Annotated in this window: 19 protein-coding genes; 3 read left to right on the top strand and 16 right to left on the bottom strand. The window is 62.6% G+C overall.

What is annotated here, in order from left to right; all coding sequences use genetic code 11:
- Positions 1 to 102: 102 nt before the first annotated feature.
- The 5 genes from PQR67_RS21375 to PQR67_RS21355 all read right to left on the bottom strand — a co-directional run bounded on the left by PQR67_RS21375 (position 103) and on the right by PQR67_RS21355 (position 4647).
- Entirely contained in the window at positions 103 to 1017 is a 915-nt protein-coding gene (locus PQR67_RS21375) for a 3-hydroxyacyl-CoA dehydrogenase family protein (RefSeq protein ID WP_408463573.1), read from the bottom strand.
- Positions 1018 to 1165: 148 nt separating this feature from the next.
- On the bottom strand, positions 1166 to 1468 hold the full coding sequence (locus PQR67_RS21370) for a hypothetical protein (protein WP_408463570.1): 303 nt from the start codon (positions 1466 to 1468) through the stop codon (positions 1166 to 1168).
- A 435-nt stretch (positions 1469 to 1903) separates the two neighbouring features.
- On the bottom strand, positions 1904 to 2062 hold the full coding sequence (locus PQR67_RS21365; protein ID WP_183081521.1) for a hypothetical protein: 159 nt from the start codon (positions 2060 to 2062) through the stop codon (positions 1904 to 1906).
- A 329-nt stretch (positions 2063 to 2391) separates the two neighbouring features.
- Entirely contained in the window at positions 2392 to 3828 is a 1437-nt protein-coding gene (locus PQR67_RS21360) for a hypothetical protein (RefSeq protein WP_408463567.1), read from the bottom strand.
- Positions 3829 to 3960: 132 nt separating this feature from the next.
- The gene (locus PQR67_RS21355; protein ID WP_408463564.1) at positions 3961 to 4647 is read right to left on the bottom strand and encodes an MgtC/SapB family protein; all 687 of its coding nucleotides are present in this window, start codon (positions 4645 to 4647) and stop codon (positions 3961 to 3963) included.
- A gap of 161 nt (positions 4648 to 4808) precedes the next feature.
- Here PQR67_RS21355 and PQR67_RS21350 point away from each other — a divergent pair, with 161 nt between their 5' ends.
- Complete coding sequence (locus PQR67_RS21350) at positions 4809 to 5915, top strand: AGE family epimerase/isomerase (protein WP_408463561.1); 1107 nt, start codon at positions 4809 to 4811, stop codon at positions 5913 to 5915.
- A gap of 52 nt (positions 5916 to 5967) precedes the next feature.
- Here the strand turns inward: PQR67_RS21350 and PQR67_RS21345 are convergent, their stop codons facing one another.
- The gene (locus PQR67_RS21345) at positions 5968 to 6243 is read right to left on the bottom strand and encodes a hypothetical protein (RefSeq protein ID WP_408463558.1); all 276 of its coding nucleotides are present in this window, start codon (positions 6241 to 6243) and stop codon (positions 5968 to 5970) included.
- Positions 6244 to 6461: 218 nt separating this feature from the next.
- Here PQR67_RS21345 and PQR67_RS21340 point away from each other — a divergent pair, with 218 nt between their 5' ends.
- Positions 6462 to 6665: a cold-shock protein gene (locus PQR67_RS21340; RefSeq protein ID WP_007178724.1), complete on the top strand. Its 204-nt coding sequence runs from the start codon at positions 6462 to 6464 to the stop codon at positions 6663 to 6665.
- Positions 6666 to 6798: 133 nt separating this feature from the next.
- On the opposite strand, the gene PQR67_RS21335 is transcribed toward PQR67_RS21340, so the two are convergent.
- A complete protein-coding gene (locus PQR67_RS21335) occupies positions 6799 to 8421 on the bottom strand; it encodes a methyl-accepting chemotaxis protein (RefSeq protein ID WP_408463555.1) in 1623 nt (540 codons plus the stop codon).
- Positions 8422 to 8688: 267 nt separating this feature from the next.
- Between PQR67_RS21335 and PQR67_RS21330 the strand changes: the two genes are divergently transcribed.
- On the top strand, positions 8689 to 9123 hold the full coding sequence (locus PQR67_RS21330; protein WP_408463552.1) for a PaaI family thioesterase: 435 nt from the start codon (positions 8689 to 8691) through the stop codon (positions 9121 to 9123).
- Between the two features lie 156 nt (positions 9124 to 9279).
- Here the strand turns inward: PQR67_RS21330 and PQR67_RS21325 are convergent, their stop codons facing one another.
- From PQR67_RS21325 to PQR67_RS21285, 9 genes are all read right to left on the bottom strand, one after another.
- On the bottom strand, positions 9280 to 10128 hold the full coding sequence (locus PQR67_RS21325) for an ureidoglycolate lyase (protein WP_408463549.1): 849 nt from the start codon (positions 10126 to 10128) through the stop codon (positions 9280 to 9282).
- A gap of 103 nt (positions 10129 to 10231) precedes the next feature.
- Entirely contained in the window at positions 10232 to 10975 is a 744-nt protein-coding gene (locus PQR67_RS21320; protein ID WP_408463547.1) for an SDR family oxidoreductase, read from the bottom strand.
- Between the two features lie 54 nt (positions 10976 to 11029).
- Entirely contained in the window at positions 11030 to 11860 is an 831-nt protein-coding gene (locus PQR67_RS21315; RefSeq protein WP_408463544.1) for an amidohydrolase family protein, read from the bottom strand.
- Between the two features lie 7 nt (positions 11861 to 11867).
- Complete coding sequence (locus PQR67_RS21310) at positions 11868 to 12908, bottom strand: aldo/keto reductase (RefSeq protein ID WP_408463541.1); 1041 nt, start codon at positions 12906 to 12908, stop codon at positions 11868 to 11870.
- 122 nt (positions 12909 to 13030) lie between these two features.
- Positions 13031 to 14344: a UxaA family hydrolase gene (locus PQR67_RS21305; RefSeq protein ID WP_408463538.1), complete on the bottom strand. Its 1314-nt coding sequence runs from the start codon at positions 14342 to 14344 to the stop codon at positions 13031 to 13033.
- Positions 14345 to 14386: 42 nt separating this feature from the next.
- Entirely contained in the window at positions 14387 to 14731 is a 345-nt protein-coding gene (locus tag PQR67_RS21300; RefSeq protein WP_408463535.1) for a UxaA family hydrolase, read from the bottom strand.
- A 25-nt stretch (positions 14732 to 14756) separates the two neighbouring features.
- Positions 14757 to 15812: an ABC transporter permease gene (locus PQR67_RS21295; RefSeq protein WP_408463532.1), complete on the bottom strand. Its 1056-nt coding sequence runs from the start codon at positions 15810 to 15812 to the stop codon at positions 14757 to 14759.
- Positions 15802 to 17322: a sugar ABC transporter ATP-binding protein gene (locus tag PQR67_RS21290; protein ID WP_408463529.1), complete on the bottom strand. Its 1521-nt coding sequence runs from the start codon at positions 17320 to 17322 to the stop codon at positions 15802 to 15804. The genes PQR67_RS21295 and PQR67_RS21290 overlap by 11 nt, the downstream gene beginning before the upstream one ends.
- On the bottom strand, positions 17319 to 18368 hold the full coding sequence (locus tag PQR67_RS21285; protein ID WP_408463526.1) for a sugar ABC transporter substrate-binding protein: 1050 nt from the start codon (positions 18366 to 18368) through the stop codon (positions 17319 to 17321). The genes PQR67_RS21290 and PQR67_RS21285 overlap by 4 nt, the downstream gene beginning before the upstream one ends.
- Between the last annotated feature and the right edge of the window lie 97 nt (positions 18369 to 18465).

Raw genomic sequence — 18465 nt, 5'->3', positions numbered from 1 at the left:
AGTCCCCGATGCATTTCCGGATTGAACCGCCGGATAGACGGCAGCCTGATTCGGTGTCAGGGTGGCCCCGCCAGTTTTGATCTACACGCGGGCGTAACACCATCAACCGCGACTAATCACCCGCTTGCGGCCTTCCTTGACTTGCGCCAGATGTGCCTCGTCCCATTCATAAAAACCAGCACCACTGCGCACGCCAACGCGCCCCGCGTTGACCTGCGTGCGCAGTAGATCGAGTACGTCTTCGTCTTTCGCGAGTTCCGGCATCAGATGCGTGGAGATGTCGAGGAAGGTGTCGAGACCGCCCATGTCCGCGCCCTCGAACGGCCCGACAATCCCCCACCTGCGCCCGAGCGATGCCTTCATGACCCGATCGACCACGTCGGGCGTGGCAGCCCCTGAACGCACGATGTTCAGCGCCTCGCGCAGCACCGCGAACTGCAATCGGTTGCCGACAAAACCCGGAATCGCTTTCGTCAGCACCACGGGCTCCATGCCGATTGCGCTCATCAACGCGGCGGTCTGCCCGGTGACTTCCGGCGCGGTAGCGGTACCCGGCACCACTTCGACGAGCGGGATCATGTGCGGTGGATTCCAGAAATGCGCGATCAGAAAACGCTCCTTCGCGCGCAACGGAGTGGCTAGTTGATCAGGTGGAAAACCGCTGGTGTTGCTCACGAGGATTGCATCGTCCGCCATCAACCCGGCTAACGACCCATATAGGCGATGCTTCAGTTCAAGCACCTCGGGAATCGCCTCGATGACGAATTGCGCCGAGGCCATGACCTCGAGCTGCGCATGTGTCTCGATGCGCGAGAGCGCTGCCTGTTTGGCGGCGTGGTCGATGCGGCCGGCGTCGATCAGTTCGTCGAGCACCGCTTGCGCCTTCGGCACGACGCTCGCAAGGCGCGCCGGGTCGACGTCGTGAACGATCGTCCGGTGCCCATGCAATGCGCTTTGCGTCGCAATGCCGACGCCCATCAATCCCGTGCCCACTACGCCTATGACTGCCTTGTCCACGCCGCTCTCCCGCTACCGTCGATGAAAGCGTTCAAGCATAGCGCAGCACGCTGTCTTGCAAGACCGAACGTGACAAAGCCGGTCTCCCGTGAGGGAAGACCGGCTTTGCGGACTTCATGCCGCGACACGCGGCGCCGTCATGCACGCATTAATAGCGCGGCGGCGGCGGACGACGGTCGTCGTGGTGATGCGGATCGTAGTCGTGCGGATGATGACGCATCCAGTCGTCATGAGCCCAGTAGCGATGACCGTCGTAGTAACGATCGCCATGCCAGCCGATGTTGATCGACACGCCCACAGGCATCAGGCGAGGCTGGCCATAAACCACCGGTCCCGGACCATTCTCGATAATCACCCGTTCCTGGGCAAAAGCGCTGCCAGCCGCGAGCAATGCGCCGCCTGCCAGCAGAGTTGCAATGATCGAACGCGACATCTTGTTAAAGGTTTTCATAGTGACCTCCCATGCAAAAGTTTTGTATCAAGCCGGCGTCCGTGTTCGGTCGACATCGAACCGCGATTTGGGGTTCGGACCAGACGCCGTACGCTTGAAATCAACTTTAGCGGTGCAAACCGCATGAAGACGTGAGCACTTGTAAGCACACGTTTCGTAGAAAGGGACGGATGAAATGCAGCTTTTTTGGCGTTCGCCGCCCGTCTGCAGCAGATGCGCGGCGGATCAACCGAACGGCAGGGCGACGCCGTGTCAGCCGCCGTTACACTCATTTCGGCCGGGAAATATTCGGGAAGATGAGGAATGAAGCGGCAATCGCCCAAAAAACAAAAGCCACGGCTCGCGTTTCGCGGGCGGTGGCTTCAATGATGCGAGCGCATTCAACGTGCGCACCCATGCGCGGTGGTCCGCGCTCGGGTCGTACAACTTTACTTTTTAGTCGCTCAGCTTGATGCCGAACAACGTAGCTTGCGCTTTGCGCGCGCGCTCTGCTTCGCGGCTACGCGCTGCATACGAGTAATCTGAATCCAGCGGCAGATGGGGCGACGCAAAGAGGTCGCTGACCTTTTGGAACAATGCAAAAATGAAGCTCATGGCGACTCCCGGTTGGTTACTGCATTTGCTAGGGTTTTCCCTTAAGAAGCATTATAGGGTTTTCCCTAGTCAAAAGCTAGTGCAACGCAGCAATTTCCCGGATGTGGTGTGTTGCCGCAGGGTTTTGATCCATGGTGCGTCGCATCATGACAACGTCCCTGTTTTTCGTATTTGAGGGTCAAAGCTTCCGCTTACTGAAGCGTGGGGACTGCAGCGGCCTGCTGCGCGGGGGTTTCGCGCTCGTCTCGCTTTTGCGAGGGTTGACCAGGGCGGCACCGACGGCGCCTGACGCCGCGACCGGCTTTCGACGGCGCGGCGGTCACTGAAGATCAGTGGGAGTTGGCTGCTTTCGGCTTGTGCACGTGCTGTGCTCGCACGCTGCGTTTGGCATGAACAGGCGTGGCTGCGGCAGGCTGGAGCGCCGCCGTTGCCGCTGCACCAGAAGCGGCATTGGCTGCCGCTGCGGTGGCCATCGCCATGTGGGTGTCGAGCAAGCTGGCCATGGCGGCCTGCTGGTTCTGCATCATCTGTTCGATGCGATGCTGCTGGGCGGTAGTTTCACGCGTCAGGCGCATCAGAAGCACGGTCTGCGTGATGCCGATCGCGACCGTCATGAGCAACGCACCCACCACGATCGACAGCATCCATTTCATGCGGCGTGAATGGTCGGTCGCGGCGTGGCGTTGATCGGCGATCACGCCATACAGGGCGTCGACGATATCGGCGAAGGCCGTTGCCCGCGCACGGTCAAGTTCAGGCGCGGCGCGCAGTGCCGCCGCAGCCGCTTCGGCGCGCTGAGCTTCCCGAAACGAGGGCGTTGCGAAACCAGCGCTTGCGTGCGTGGAGGTAGGTGCTGGTGTGCCCGCAGCGAGCGACGCGGCCACATTGCCCGACGGCTTGACGCCCGGCTTCGACCCCGCAGTCACCACGCCGACTCCGGATTCCGGCGAAGAGAGCGCACGCGCAGTTCCAGCATCGGATTCCGAAGAAGGCGACGCACGTTCCGCTCCAGCATTCGCGGCTCCGGCATCTGCGGCTCCTGCATTTGCGGCCCCGGCATTCGCAACTCCAGCGCCCGCTGCTTCTCGCGAGGCCGTCGTCGCCTTGGCAAAGGTCGCCGCAAAGCGCTGCGGCGGCGTAGCCAGCCTGGCGCCACCAGAGGTCGAGGTAGCGGCCGTATCCGCCGTCGTGGCGCCCGGCTCAGCCGCCTGGCGCAGCGCGGTAACACTGCGCGCCACGGTCGCCGCCGCCATCGCAGGCGTGAGCGGCGCGGCCGAATCACATGCCGATGCCACCGGCGCTTCTGCGGCCGCCTTCGCATCCCCGGAAACCAGCGCTCCGCCAGCCACGGTTGTCGCCTCGACGGACTCCGTCTCCAGCCCGCTCAATTGCGCATTCACGGGCGCCGGTTCATCGGACTTCGTGGCGCGCGGCGCGCGGCGCGCCGCCCTTGCCTCCAGCGACAAGCCATCGGCGTCGATCACGCCGACCGCGGCCAGCACGACATCGGGTAATTCGAAGCCGTGCAGCGTGCCTTGCCGGACGTCGATGTTCATCGCCTCCAGCGTGGCGCGGGTGGGATCGTCGGGGAACAGGTCGAGCGTGCTGTCGTCGCGTGAGGCATCGCTCAGTTGCGCGAGACGTTGTGCCGAGCGCGCGGCGCGCGCCAGCTTGTTTTCAGTTTCGGTCGAGACGGTGGCCTGACGCCGCTTCTTCGAAGCGGTGCGCTGAGGCCGGGACTGCGTGGATGCTGCGGAATCTGCCATAGAGAAAAAAGCGGTCGTCGCCGGAAAGCGGGCGCCGAGCACCGCTCGTCAATGCCATTGGAATTTTTCGAGACCGCATTGTCGCATGGCCGCCCGCCCCAGCCGAAGCCATTCGCCGACGTTTTTCCGTTTTTAAGACGACGCCTCGTCCTGCCTGAACTGCTTGACGCCGTGCAACTGACGCAAGCGTGCGCAGATCGCTTCATATTCGGTATTCGACACGCGGTGCAAGGTGATTGTCACTTCATCGCATTCCGGTGCGTCGTCGCTCTGCTGCATCACGAATTGCTTGACGCGCGGGCTCGCGGCGCCGAGTTCGTCGTGCAGCGAATGGAAGGTCAAGGCGCCGCGCTCGACGATCATCGTCAACTGGCGCCGTTGCTTGACCGTGATGAAACGGCGCTCGAGCGGCTTGATCCCCGCAAGGATGATCAAAATGATGATGGTCGCGGCAATTGACGCCGTATACAGCCCACCGCCGACCGCAAGGCCAATCGCCGCGACCGACCAGAGGCTTGCCGCCGTCGTCAGTCCGCGCACGATCTCGCCGCGCAGCAAGATCGAGCCCGCGCCGAGAAAGCCGATGCCCGAGACTACCTGAGCGGCCATCCGGGACGGATCGAGCACGACGTGATCGCCCGTCAACACTTCGGCAAAGCCATAGGCCGACACGATCATGATGAGCGTCGAACCGACGCAGACCAGCATATGCGTGCGCAACCCCGCGGCCCATGACAGCCGTTCGCGCTCGAAGCCGATCACGCTGCCGAGCGCAGCGGCCAGCACCAGACGGGAAATGAGTTCAAGGTTCCCCAACATTGTTTTTCCTCCTTATCTGAAATTGTTCGACGCGTAGTGCGCACCTATGGCGGAGTGTCAGCGGCAGCGGTTTGCTTTATGCTTGGCCGCACGCCGGTGCCCTGAGCGCGACAAGCCCAGTCCGCAGGCGCCTCGAATGACCGCATTTGACCGACCGAACTATGCAGAGCATGCCCCCTCCCGCTTCGACGATCACCCTCGCCGCCTCCCTGCGCGATCACTTCACTCGTGTGGTGCTGCCTCTATGGCGCGGGCCCGGTTTCAACGCCGCGCTGAAGCTGCCATACGAAGCGGTCAGCGCCGAGGGTCCTGAACCGTTGCCGGCGCAACGCTACCGGGCGATGGCGTGCGCGCGACAATTGTTCGTGTTCTCGCAAGCGGGCGATGTGGCTCATGCCCGGGTGCTGTTCGACTCGCTGATCCACACCTTTCAGGACACGCGCCACGGCGGATGGTTCTTTAGCGTGGATGCGCAGGGTGCGCCGCTCGACACCACCAAAGACCTGTACACCCATGCATTCATCGTGTTCGCGTGCGCGGAATACGGCGGCCGTTCAGGCAACCGCGACGCACTGGACGTCGTGCATCGCACATCGGCACTGATTCAGTCGCACTTCGCGGCCGCTGGCGACCTGTTTAACGCCGCACTCACCGCGGACTTCGGCCAGGTAACCGGCACGCCGATCCAGAATCCCCTGATGCACCTCACCGAAGCCTGGCTGGCGGCTCGCGACGCCACGGGCGACCTCGCCTTCGACGCCGCGCTGCAGCGTCTTGCCGGCGCCGTCGCGCAGCACTTCGTGCATGCGCCGACCGGCTGCGTCGCCGAATTGCCGATCGGCGTGGAGGATAACCGCCTGGAACCGGGTCACCAGTTCGAGTGGTTCTGGCTGGTCAAGCAGGCGGGCACATTGTTCGAAACCACGGGACTCGACGAATCGCTAACGCGGGCGTTCCGCTTCGCGCAGCAGTTTGGCGTGGATCAGCAGACGGGCGGCGTATGCGCCTCGCTCGACGAAACCGGCCGGATCAAGGACGCCACCCAGCGGATCTGGGCCCAGACGGAGTATTTGCGTGCCCTGGCAAGCCATGACGACCCCGTCGTGCTCACCGCGCTGCCGCGCCAAATCGAGCTTTTCCGGCAACGCTTCCTGCGTCCGCAAGGCTGGTTCGAATGCAAAACGGCCGCCGGTGACGTGGCGCGTGCCGACATGCCGTCGACCACCCCCTATCACCTCGCGACCGCCTATGACGCGTTGCCGGGCTAAACGCCGGTCGCCGTCTGCCGGGCGCCGGCATTAAAGCCGACTGGCCGGTCAATCAATAGGCTTCGCGTTGCCAGGGGCCCCAATCGGCATCGGCAGTCTTAAATCGCGTGTAGGTCGCGCTGTGTCCGGTGGGGGTGTCCGAGATGTCGCCGTGGGGCTTTTTATCGGTGGTGTGAAGGGCGAAAGCCTGGTGATTTTCGGTGTCGATCGTGATGCGGCCGACTGGGTCCAGGACGCCTTCTTGAGGTAATTTCGACTCCAATATCGCGAGATACGGTGTCAAACGACTCCAGAACGAGGTAAGTTCTTCTTGCAAATAATGTGTCAATGTTTTTCCTGGAAAAGTAACACAAGCAGTTTACCCTACCGGCCGGAGCATCCCTGCAAAATGCTTTCCGGGCCCCAAAAGGGCCTAATCGGGGAATTCCCGAATACGGGTTGATTGGCGTCCATCATAAAGACGTGATACAACTCTCACTTCGCGCTCGATCTCACGTTGAGAAATAGCGGTCGCGAATGCAACACACAACATTTATTGGATCAAAAATGGCAACAGGTACTGTGAAGTGGTTTAACGATGCAAAGGGCTTTGGCTTCATCACGCCGGACGACGGCGGCGAAGACCTGTTCGCGCACTTTTCGGAAGTTCAAGGCAGCGGCTTCAAGTCCCTGCAGGAAAACCAGAAAGTGACGTTCGAAGTTAAGCAAGGCCCGAAGGGCAAGCAGGCTGCGAACATCCAGCCGGCCTAAGTACCTTCCGGTACTTGAAGCACCCTTAGGCGCTCGCGTCTAATGCAAAATGGCCCGCTTTGGCGGGCCATTTTCTTTTGCAGATGCCCTCTTTTGGGGCGCCGCTGCCAGGTCTGTACAGCGCCTGTACGACTCAGATTGCTCGAATCCCCGACAGCCCGGACGCCGCCTTTTGCCCGCGCAAGTCGTCCATTTGTTGCATCCGCAACACAGTTTCCGAAATTTCGAACACAGATACTGCTTCCTTCAATTGCTGCGTCTGCTGATGCAGCGAAGCCGCCGCTGCGGCCGCCTGTTCGACGAGCGCCGCGTTCTGCTGCGTCATCTCGTCCATCTGCACCACCGCCTGGTTGACCTGTTCGATGCCCGTGCTCTGCTCGAGCGACGACGCGCTGATTTCCGCCATCATCTGCGTGACCCGCGAGATCGACGCGGAAACGTTGCTCATCGCTTCGCCGGCGTGCTCGACCAGGGTTGAGCCGCCCTGAATCTCGGCGACCGATTCGCTGATCAACGTCTTGATCTCCTTGGCCGACTGCGCGCTGCGCTGGGCGAGACCACGCACCTCGCCCGCCACCACGGCAAAGCCACGGCCCTGCTCGCCCGCGCGGGCCGCTTCGACGGCTGCGTTCAGCGCGAGAATATTGGTCTGGAACGCAATGCCGTCGATCACCGAAATGATCTCGGCGATCTTGTCCGAGCTTTGCGCGATACCGCGCATCTTGTCGACCACCTCGTTGACCACGTCGCTGCCGCGCGAGGTCGCCTCGAGCGCGGTTTCTGCCAGCGCATTGGCTTCACGGGCGTGATCGGCGTTCTGGCGCACCGTGGCGGTCAATTCCTCCATGCTCGACGCGGTTTCTTCGAGCGACGCCGCCTGATTTTCCGTACGAGCCGACAAATCGGCGTTGCCGGTCGCAATTTCGTCGGCACCGAGGTGAATCGAGTCGGCCGATTCGCGCACGGTTTGCACCGTGCGCGCCACGCTCGCCTGCATTTTTGCGAGGCCCGAGAACAGCCGGCCGATCTCGTTGGTGCCACGCGAAGCGATCGGCTGGTCGAGACGCCCTTGCGCGATGCGGTCGAAGTGACGGCCGGCTTCTTCCAGCGGCGCCACCACGCCTTTGCGGAGCGCGGCATACACGCCGGCCGTACCCGCCACGAGAAGCAGCAGGATCGCGATGCTGACGGCGCGGAACATCGCCATGCGGCTGTCGATCGAATCGATCGACGCCCGGCTCGCCGCCGTGCCGAATTGCACGAAATTACGCGACTCGCCGAGATAGGCGTCCTGGAAACCCTGGGTCGGCTGGTCCAGAAACGCTTGAATATTGTTCGAGTCGAGAAACTGCGCCAACTCCGTCAGCGCATCGTGCAGCTTCTTGTACTTCTCGGCCAGCGCGGCAGCGCGTGCCGTGTTTTCGTCGCTGGTCTTCTGTGCGCCCATGAATGCGTTGAAGGACTGTTCGGCGGCCGTCAGCTGTTCGCGGGCGTGCTGCACGATGTCGGTCGGCTCGGCGCCGCCACGCACCATGCGCGTCCCGGCGCGCGACAGGTTGATGCGCGCATCCATCAGGTGCTGGGTCGTTTCATTGACGGCGTCCACCTGCCTCAAGGCGATGTTCGACAGCTCACCCACGTCGTCATGCGTGCGCGTGAGCGACCAGAACCCCAAACCCACTGTAACCAGCTGGAAAACGCAGAACGCGGCCAGAACACACAACAGGCCGGATGCGACCTTGATCTTGCTGAACATCGTGAACACCCAAAGCAAATAATGGCGGGACCTACGTCGGGGTTAACGGCAAGCCCGAACTTTGCTGAAGATCAATTTCGCGAAAGATCGCCTTACATCCCCTTTTCCTCGGTCAACTCCGCAATTCCCGTCGTTTTGCGCAACAATGCCGCGCAGATATTTTGGATTCACCTTGACGCGATGCATCAGCGCTTCCTAGAGTGGGTAGGGACTGCACAACGCACGCCGGTGCAGATGCCACTACGGGCCACGCCCCAAGGAATCACGATGACCGACATCCTCGACCGGGCGCGCGGCGCACTGCATGCCCAGCCGTTCAGCATGCTGCTAGGCGCCGAACTGATGCACACGGGCACCGACGAGCTGACGCTGTGTCTGCCGATCCGCGACGAGTTGCGGCAACAGCACGGCTTCGTGCATGGCGGTGTCATCAGCTATCTCGCCGACAATGCGCTGACGTTCGCGGGCGCGCTGTCGCTGGGTCCGAAGGTCGTGACCGGCGAGTACAAGATCAACTATCTGCGGCCGGTAGTGAACGGCACGCTGATCGCACGGGCGAGGGTGGTCTACGCGGGCCGGCTTCAGGCAACCTGCCAGTGCAATGTGTATGTGATGGACGGCGGCCGCGAGAAGCTCGTCGCGGTCGCACAGGGCACGATCAATCGCATCAGCGAGAACGGCGAGCACGAACCGGCGGCCTGAACGAACGAGACCCGCAGGCAAAAACCGCGGGCAAAATAAGCGAACCAAATAAGCGAGCCAAAGAAGCGAGCCAAAGAAGCGAAAGGCCGATCCCGCGTCGCGCGGGATCGGCCTTTCACTTTCCACATCGACAACGCTGTTCAACAGGCCGGAGAATTACTCGGCCGCGTAAGTCTTTTGCGTTTGCTCGCCGAGACCTTCGATACCGAGACGGATCGTCTGGCCCGGCTTCAGGAACACCGGATTCGGCTTCACGCCCATGCCGACGCCCGGCGGCGTGCCGGTGGAAATCACGTCGCCCGGTTGCAGGCTCATGCACTGCGACACATACGACACCAGCTTCGCCACGCCGAATACCATCGTCTTCGTGCTGCCGTTCTGATAGCGGTGGCCGTCTACTTCGAGCCACAGGCTCAGGTTCTGCGGATTGGCCACTTCATCGCGCGTCACGACCCACGGACCGATCGGGCCGAACGTATCGAAGCCCTTGCCTTTGTCCCACGTGCCGCCGCGTTCGATCTGCCATTCGCGCTCCGACACGTCGTTGATCACGCAGTAACCCGCGACATAATCGAGCGCGTTGGCTTCGTCGATATATTTCGCCGGCTTGCCGATCACCACGCCGAGTTCGACTTCCCAGTCGGTCTTCTTCGAGCCGCGCGGAATTTCGACGTCGTCGTTCGGGCCGCTGATCGCGCTCGTCCACTTGTTGAAAATCACCGGTTCCGACGGCACCGGAAGATTCGATTCGGCTGCGTGGTCGGCGTAGTTCAGGCCGATACAGATGAACTTGCCGATCTTGCCGACGCACGGGCCGATGCGCGGATTGCCTTCCACGACCGGCAGCGAAGCCGGATCGAGCGCGCGCAGTTTGGCGAGGCCTTCGTCGGTCAGCGTGGCACCGTCGATATCGCCAACCACCTTCGACAGATCGCGAATCTTGCCTTGGGCGTCGAGCAAGCCCGGCTTTTCCTGGCCTTTCGGCCCATAGCGAAGCAATTTCATCCTGGCACTTCCTTTCAGTGATAGTCGGTTCGTGTTTCGGTTCGCGGTTGGATTCGCGTTTGGGTCCTTACTTCAGCGGGTGTCCGGTGGGGACTCCGGCGCATCAGTTCGACCAGCCGCCGTCGATCACATGCGCGTGACCGGTAGTAAACGACGATTCGTCAGACGCGAGATACAACGCCAACGCGGCGATCTCTTCCGGTTTGCCGATACGGCCCATCGGCTGACGCGCGACAAAGGCCGCCTGCACGGCCTCGAGCGTCGCGCCTTGCGCCTTGGCCTGCTCGGTGATCCGCTGTTCGAGCGAGGGCGAAGCCACCGTGCCCGGGCAGATCGCGTTACAGCGTACACCACGCGTAATGAAGTCTGCAGCGACAGACTTGGTCAGCCCGATCACCGCGGCTTTCGACGCGCTGTACGCAAAGCGGTTCGGCACACCTTTCACGCTCGACGCCGCCGACGACATATTGATGATCGACCCGCCGCCCTTTTCCAGCATGGCGGGCAAAAACGCGCGGATCATGCGGTACATGGCCTTCGCATTCAGATCGAAGGCGAAGTCCCAGTCTTCTTCGCTGCATTCGAGGATATTGCCGGCATGCACGAAGCCCGCGCAGTTGAACAGCACGTCGATCGCGCCGACTTCGGACGCCAGCGCCTTGATCGCCGCGCCGTCGCGCGCGTCGAGCTTGCGCGCTTCGACCGGCTTGCCGGCGAGTCCGTCAATGCGGATATCGGTGGCGATCACGCGCGCGCCTTCGCGTGCGAACAGTTCCGCGGTGGCGAGACCAATGCCTTGTCCTGCCGCGGTGATCAGGGCCGTCTTGCCGGCCAGTCTTTGTGTCATCTACGACTCCAGTTGAATGGGCTTCTCTTGTCTTCGTCACGCATCTTAATCACATCAAAGTCGATAAAACGCAGCGGCGTTACCGCCGAAAACCGCCTCACGCTCGGCGTCGCTCAAGGACGCGAGCAGCGTATTCGCCACCGAGTGCCAGATCAGATAATCGCCGTTCAGATCGAGTACCGGCCAGTCACTACCCCACATCAAACGCGCGGGGCCAAATGACTTCAGGAGATGATCGACGTACGGGTGCAGCGTTTCTTCGGTCCAGCCAGGTGACGCTTCCGTGACGAGACCCGAGAGCTTGCAATGCACATGCGGCAGTTGAGCAAGCCGCGTAATCGCGTCGGCCCAGGTTGGCCAACCCGCGCGACCGTAGCGGATCGGCGGCTTCGCGCCGTGATCCACGACGATGCGCAACGCGGGAAACCGTGCGGCGAACGTCTCGAAAGATTCGACATGCCGCGCGTAAATCAAGGCGTCGAACGCGAGGTCGTGCGCGATCAGCGCCTCGATTGCGGGTGCGAGATCCGGGTTGGCAATCCACGTGTCGTCGGGCAGGTCCTGCAGCATCGGACGCACGCCCTTGAACTTCGGCTCATGCGCCAGCGCTTCGATCACAGCCGGCGCGTTGGGCAACAGCAACGGCACCCAACCCACCACGCCCGCGATCGAGGGTTCGTTGCGCGCGACGTCCAGCAAGTAACGGGTTTCATCGATTGTCGGCGCCGCCTGCACCACCACCGTCCGCTCAATGCCCGCTGTTTCGCGCAACGGCTTGAGATCGGCGGGACCGAACGGCCGGTACAGGATTTTCAGCTCCGGCGTGAGCCACTCGTAATCGCCGCGAGCGGGATCCCAGTAGTGCTGGTGCGCGTCGATAGGCATCGTCAAATCAATCCTCTGGCGCGGGCGCGCGGCTGTCGAGCAAGCCCTTGTCACGTAGCGCGGACCACAACTCCGCGGGGATCGGCAGCTCGAACGACGCCACGTTCTCACGCAATTCGTCGGCACTGCGCGCGCCGGTCAACACAGTCGCGACCGCCGGGTGCGCATACGGAAACTGCAAGGCCGCGGCAGCAAGCGGCACGCCATGCACGCGGCACACCGCTTCGAGCCGCGCGACGCGTTCGATGATTTCGCTCGGCGCGTCGCCGTAATTGAATTTCAGATCGCCGCCGACACCACGCGCCAGAATGCCCGAATTGAACGCGCCGCCTAACAGGATGCTGACGCCGCGTTGTTCACATGCTGGGAGCAGATCGCCGAGCGTGGTCTGTTCAAGCAGCGTATAACGGCCAGCGAGCAATGCGCAATCGATATCGAATTCAGCCATCGCGTCGAGTATGACCGCGCCTTCGTTGACGCCGAGCCCGACCGCCTTCACCGCGCCCGAGGAGCGCAAATCGTCGAGCGCGCGAAAGCCGCCGCCTTCGGTCAGTTGCCGCCAGTAATGGGGGTTCTTGTCGCCATGCGTGACAACGCCGATATCGTGCACCAGCAAAATGTCGATATCGATGATGCCGAGGCGCTGCTGGCTGTCTTCGAACGAACGCAGAATGCCGTCATGCGTGTAGTCGTAGATCGCCTGGAACGGCAACGGATCTTGCCAGCCTTCGCTGCCGTCGTAGGGTGTGGTGCGCGGTACGAAGCGGCGTCCTACTTTGGTGGACAACACGTATTCGCTGCGCGGACGGTCACGCAACGCGTCGCCCAGACGGTGCTCGGCTTTCGTGTGACCGTAATGCGGCGCGGTGTCGAAAAAGCGCACACCCGCGTCCCACGCGGCGGCAATGGTCGCGTGCGCCTCTTCCTCGGACAGATCGCGATAGAGCCCGCCCAACGGTGCCGTGCCGAGCCCCAATCCGCTCACTCGTAATGCACGGCGGCCGATGCCGCGCCGCTGTTCGATCTTCGAACCGGTCGTTGCCGTCATGGACCGCGTCTCCTCTTTTGTGATGTTTTAACACGTGCTGACGATGTTTGCCCACCGCACTGACGACCGCTGAATCAATCAGGCTTCACGATTGATAGACCGGACCGATAGTCGGGGTTCGCTCAATGCTGCGCGATCGCAACAACCTGATGCGCCGGCGCCGCGTTCGACGGCAAGCAGGCCGGCCCCACCGGTTCAAAAGTCTTGTACGTCAGGATGAACTCCTGATGACCGAGCGTTTCAGATTTCGACGCCGCACCGAGCGACACCGCGACCGTCTGCTCGAACACTTCCTGTCCGACTTCGTCGAGCGTGCCGCGGCCTTCGAGAATACGGCCTGCATCGACATCCATATCGCCGGCGAGATTGCGGTACGTGGCGGGATTCGCGCATACCTTGATGACCGGCGAAATCGCCGAGCCAACCACCGACCCCCGTCCGGTCGTGAACAGAATCACATGCGCGCCGCATGCGATCAGTTCGCCGATTTCCGCGTTGTCGCTAATGTTCGGAAAGCCGAAGCGCGGCTCGCCGTCGGGTACGACGTCGAGAAGATAAAGGCCGCCGGTCGGCGGAACGTCGCCGGGTTTGATGATGCCGACAATCGGCGACGCACCGCTTTTCGCATACGCGCCTAAAGATTTTTCCTCCTGCGTGGTGAGGCCGCCGTCCGCATTGCCGACCGCAAAACTGCCATGCCCGAGGATCGAGTAGTAGCGCGCCGCCTTTGCCACACACGCAACGATTTCATCCCCGAGGTCCGGTCTTGCGGCGCGCGTTTTCATATGGAATTCGCAGCCCACCAGTTCGCCGGTTTCCTCGAAAATGCAAGTCGCGCCCGCGTCGATCAGATGATCGAACGCGCGGCCCACGGCCGGATTCGCGGTAATGCCGCTGGTGCCGTCCGAGCCGCCGCAGATCGTGCCGATCACCAGTTCGCTCAGCGCCATTGGTACTTTCTGCTGCGCGGCAAGCTGCTTGCGTGCGCCGCGAATCCAGTCGACGCCGTATTGAATCGTGCTGCGCGTGCCGCCTTTTTCCTGAATCGTCAGGACTTCGACAGGACGGCCGCTCGCGCGCACAACGTCGACGAGGTAGTGCTTGTTCATGCTCTCGCACCCGAGCGACACGAACAGCACCGCGCCTACGTTGGGATGCGTGGTGAGACGCTCGAGCATCTTTTCGGCGTAGCCATTCGGATAGCAACCGGGAAAGCCAATCAGATGCACCGGCGGCTCGCGCTCGGCTGAAGGGTCGTCGAATGCATCGAGCGGCTCGCGAAATTGCGTGACGATCTCGCGCGCGACGTGGTGCGCGCACTCGACCAGATACGCCACCGCGACCACATTGCGGATGCCTTTGCGGCCGTCGCCGCGCAGATAGCCTTGCAGTGCGGGCCGTTGCAAGGCGGCGGATGCTACGGAAGTGTCAGTCATGATCATTCCAGCGCGGCGCGAGGCCACTTCATTGTGCTCAAATCAGTGATGGACGAACTCATGGCCCGCGTCGTGTGTATAAGTGGGCAGGTAATCGCTTTCGAGGTTGTGCGTATGCAAGTGCGCACCGCGCGCCACCGCCTCGGTCACGTGCCCGATCACAGCGCCGTAACGCAGCACCTTGTCGTCTTTGGCAAGTTCACAACGCGCAACCTTGTGGCCGAGGTCGATGGTCTTAGTAAGCGTTACGCGCTCGCCTTCGATCTCGACTTGCGTGCCCGCGTCGAGACGCGCTGCCGCGATCAGGCAGTTATCCGCGGGACTGAGCAGGATCAGGCGTGGGTCGGTTTGCGGTGTTTGCGGCGTATGCAGCGGGCGGCTGGTCAAGTGCGTTCTCCGTGATGCGGGTGCATTAGTTCTGGCCTTCGCCGCTGGCGAGCCGTGCCACCATCAGCGAGCCGAGGATGATCGCGCCGTAGATCGCCTGAATCCAGAACGACGGCACCTGGGCGAGCGTCAACAGGTTCTGCACGACGCCCAGCAGCAACACGCCGGTGAGTGCACCGAGCATTGAGCCCTTGCCGCCGTCGAGCGAAATGCCGCCGATCACCGCCGCCGCGAACACCGTAAAAATCATGCCGTTACCCTGGTTCGCGTTGATCGCGCCGACGTACCCGGTCACGATCAGACCGCCCACCGAGGCCAGCATGCTGCCGAGCACGAATACGCCCCACGTAATGCGCTCGACGCGAATCCCCGCCGCGCGCGCCGCCTCCGGATTGCCACCGATCGCGTATAGCGCGCGGCCCAGGCGGTGATAGCGCAGCACGAAGGCAGCGATGGCAAATGCTGCCGCCGCGAGCCACACCGACACCGGCAAACCAAGCACGATGGTGGTGGCGAGCGAGAAGAACGACGGTGGCATATCGAACAGCGTGCCGCCTTTGGTCGCGCCGACCAGCATGCCCCGCAACACGATCAGCATCGCCAGCGTGACGATGAATGCGTTCAGCCGCAGACGCACCACCAGGAAACCGTTGACGAAGCCGATCACCGCGCCGACCACGAGAATGCTCAGCAGGCCCACAGCAGCCGGCCACTGCAACCCGAAGCCCGCGGACGCCGCCGGCATCACCAGCATCGCACCGATAGCCGGCGCGATGCCCACTGTAGATTCCAAAGACAAATCGAACTTGCCGGTCAACACGATCAGCGATTCTGCGAGCACGACCAACGCCAGGGCCGCGGACGCACCCAGCACGCTGATCAGATTCGCCTTCGTCAGAAAGCTCGGGCTGACAAACGCGCCGATTACGAGCAACAGGGCAAGCGCAGGCAGCAACGCCAGATCGCGCAGCCGCGCGAGTTCGATGCGAGCGCGTTTGCCGCGCGTCGCCTGGGCAACGGGCTGCGGCTGCGCTTGACCCTGTGGGGTGGCGAATGCAGGGCTGGGCACACTATTCTTCATGGAGACTGACTCCTTCAACGGATGCGATCAGGTCGTGGTCCTGCCAACCCGCGGGAAATTCGGCCGCGACACGGCCACGGAACATGACCAGCACGCGGTCACAGGTACGCAGATCGTCGAGTTCGCCTGACACGACCAGCACGGCTTTACCGTCTTCGCGCACGCGATCCACGACCGACAGCAAGGCTTCTTTCGATTTCACATCGACGCCTGCGGTAGGGTCGATGAGCACAAGTACATTGGGATCGGTGGCGAGCGCGCGCGCCATCACCACCTTCTGCTGATTGCCGCCCGACAGCCCCGATACGACGTGCTCGGGACCTTGCGCGACGATGCCGAGCGCATCGATCATCTTCTGACCGAAGGCGTTCTTCTTCGCCGGTGGCGCGATGCCGAATTTACCGAGCAGACGCGCGATCGTCATCGAGGCGTTTTCGGCAACCGATTGCGTCAACACCAGCCCTTCGTGATGGCGATCCTTCGGCACGCAGCCGATGCCGTGCGCCAATGCTGCGGGGACATCGCCTGGCGGCAGCGTTGCGCCGTCCACGCTGATGGAACCGCGTTTGGCCGCGCGCAAACCGGCAATCGCTTCGGCCACGCTCGTGCGGCCGCTGCTCGTTGCGCCGGTCAGTCCTACGACTTCGCCACGCTTCACCGTGAACGACACGCCTTCGTAATCGGAACCCGCCAGATCGCTGACTTCCAGCGCGATGGCGGTGTCCGCCGGCAACGCATCGCGCGCTGCCGCATCGGCAACAGCCAAACCGCCGCGCTCGCCGGTCATTGCTTCGATCAACTGCTCGCGCGGTAACGCGGAAACCGGCGCGCTGACGATATGCCGCGCGTCGCGCAGCACCGTCACGGCCTGGCAGATTTCATAGACCTCCTGCAGATGATGCGAGATAAACAGGAACGTCACGCCTTCGCGCTGCAACTCGCTGATACGGCGGAACAGGCGCTTGATCTCATCGCCATCGAGCTGCGCGGTCGGTTCGTCGAGAATGATGAAGCGCGCACCGTACGACAGCGCCCGCGCAATCTCCACGAGTTGCCGTGCTTCCACACTCAGATCGCCGGCGCGCGCATCTTCGCGCACGTCGATCTTCCAGTGATCGAGCAACGCACGCGCGTCGCGGCGCATGGCACGCCAATCGATCACGCCGGCGCGCGACGGCTGCCGGTTGATGAACAGATTCTCCGCGACGCTCAAATCGCGGATGATCGTGGAATGCTGATAAACGCAGGCGACGCGCTCGCGCCACGCGTCGCGATCCGCGATCGACGGCGCGGCCGCGCCGCTGAAGCGCACCTCGCCGGTGTCGGGTTTGCGCAAGCCCGTGAGGATCGACACCAGCGTCGATTTTCCGGCGCCGTTGCGCCCGACCAGCGCATGCGACTCGCCGGGCGTCACGCGGATGCTCACGTCTTGCAGCGCGGCCGTGGAGCCGAAGCGTTTGGTGATCTCAAACGCTTCGACCACCGGCACCGAGGGCGTCAGCTCGCTCATTTAACGGTATTGCCCCACAAGGCTTTGTCGTCGACATTCGACTTCGTGACGAGCGGCGCGGGCAATTGATCTTCGAGAATGCCCGGCGCCAACTGAACGATGGTGCTGCCGTGATCCGTCGGGCCCGGCTTGAAGGTCTGTCCGGCCAACGCCGCCTTGATGTAGAAGAGACCGTATTTCGCGTACGAATCGGCAGGCTGCGAAATGGTCGCGTCGATATCGCCGCGGCGGATTGCGTCGAACTCCTGAGGAATGCCGTCGTTACTGACGATCACGACGTGCTTGGGGTCGCCAGCGGGAAACAGCATCTGCTTGCGGCGCAGGGTTTGCAGTGTCGGCGCCAGATAAACGCCACCCGCCTGCATGTAGATCGCCTTCACGTCAGGATTCGCGGTGAGCAGACTGTCGAGCGCGGTCGCCGCCACATCGCCCTTCCAGGCTGCCGGAATTTCCAGCAGTGACAAACCCGGAAAGCCCTTCAAACACGAGCGGAACGCTTCGGACCGGTCACGCCCGTTCACCGAGGCGAGGTCGCCCATGATCTGCACGACCTTGCCCGACTTCACATGTTCGCCGATGTACTTGCACGCCTTCTCGCCGTACGCGTGGTTGTCGGCGCGCACCACCATCGCCACCTTGCCTTGCGTCGGCGCGACGTCGACGGCGACCACCGGCACGTTCTTCGCCGCCGCTGCATCGAGCGCGCGACTGATCGCCGCCGAATCCAGCGGGCCGACCACGATGCCCTTGGCACCGAGGTTCAGCAGGTTGTTCATGTCGGTGATTTGCTGGGCCGGATCGCCGTTCGAATTGACCGGCGCAAGGATATCGATGCCCATGTCCTTCGCGTATTTGGGCAGATAGGTGTTGTACGACTGCCAGAACGGCGACGTGAGAAGCGGCAAACCAAGGCCGACCTTGCCGGTTTCGGCGGCCTGTGCGGCGCTACTGACGGCAAGTCCGGCGACGCAAGCTGCCGCCGCAACGGCGAATAGAGAACTCTGGAACAAACGGCGAGCCGGGTGCGGCCCTTTCGCGAACGACATGGTTGTCTCCTATGTCGGTCCGGACTTAGCGCCTTAACGCTTATTCCGGCCCCATGCAAGGTAGTGCGTTGTGGGAACTGCGTGAACCCGCCATGCG

It is taken from the genome of Paraburkholderia fungorum, from assembly GCF_046026025.1.
Lineage (GTDB): Bacteria > Pseudomonadota > Gammaproteobacteria > Burkholderiales > Burkholderiaceae > Paraburkholderia > Paraburkholderia fungorum_E.
This window is presented reverse-complemented; position numbering and strand designations above follow the sequence as displayed.

Bases quoted from the DNA above. Each gene is read 5' to 3' on its own strand.
- PQR67_RS21370 (WP_408463570.1), bottom strand. From the start codon at position 1,468: ATGAAAACCTTTAACAAGATGTCGCGTTCGATCATTGCAACTCTGCTG.
- PQR67_RS21365 (WP_183081521.1), bottom strand. From the start codon at position 2,062: ATGAGCTTCATTTTTGCATTGTTCCAAAAGGTCAGCGACCTCTTTGCG.
- PQR67_RS21360 (WP_408463567.1), bottom strand. From the start codon at position 3,828: ATGGCAGATTCCGCAGCATCCACGCAGTCCCGGCCTCAGCGCACCGCT.
- PQR67_RS21355 (WP_408463564.1), bottom strand. From the start codon at position 4,647: ATGTTGGGGAACCTTGAACTCATTTCCCGTCTGGTGCTGGCCGCTGCG.
- PQR67_RS21350 (WP_408463561.1), top strand. From the start codon at position 4,809: ATGCAGAGCATGCCCCCTCCCGCTTCGACGATCACCCTCGCCGCCTCC.
- PQR67_RS21340 (WP_007178724.1), top strand. From the start codon at position 6,462: ATGGCAACAGGTACTGTGAAGTGGTTTAACGATGCAAAGGGCTTTGGC.
- PQR67_RS21335 (WP_408463555.1), bottom strand. From the start codon at position 8,421: ATGTTCAGCAAGATCAAGGTCGCATCCGGCCTGTTGTGTGTTCTGGCC.
- PQR67_RS21330 (WP_408463552.1), top strand. From the start codon at position 8,689: ATGACCGACATCCTCGACCGGGCGCGCGGCGCACTGCATGCCCAGCCG.
- PQR67_RS21325 (WP_408463549.1), bottom strand. From the start codon at position 10,128: ATGAAATTGCTTCGCTATGGGCCGAAAGGCCAGGAAAAGCCGGGCTTG.
- PQR67_RS21320 (WP_408463547.1), bottom strand. From the start codon at position 10,975: ATGACACAAAGACTGGCCGGCAAGACGGCCCTGATCACCGCGGCAGGA.
- PQR67_RS21315 (WP_408463544.1), bottom strand. From the start codon at position 11,860: ATGCCTATCGACGCGCACCAGCACTACTGGGATCCCGCTCGCGGCGAT.
- PQR67_RS21310 (WP_408463541.1), bottom strand. From the start codon at position 12,908: ATGACGGCAACGACCGGTTCGAAGATCGAACAGCGGCGCGGCATCGGC.
- PQR67_RS21305 (WP_408463538.1), bottom strand. From the start codon at position 14,344: ATGACTGACACTTCCGTAGCATCCGCCGCCTTGCAACGGCCCGCACTG.
- PQR67_RS21295 (WP_408463532.1), bottom strand. From the start codon at position 15,812: ATGAAGAATAGTGTGCCCAGCCCTGCATTCGCCACCCCACAGGGTCAA.
- PQR67_RS21290 (WP_408463529.1), bottom strand. From the start codon at position 17,322: ATGAGCGAGCTGACGCCCTCGGTGCCGGTGGTCGAAGCGTTTGAGATC.
- PQR67_RS21285 (WP_408463526.1), bottom strand. From the start codon at position 18,368: ATGTCGTTCGCGAAAGGGCCGCACCCGGCTCGCCGTTTGTTCCAGAGT.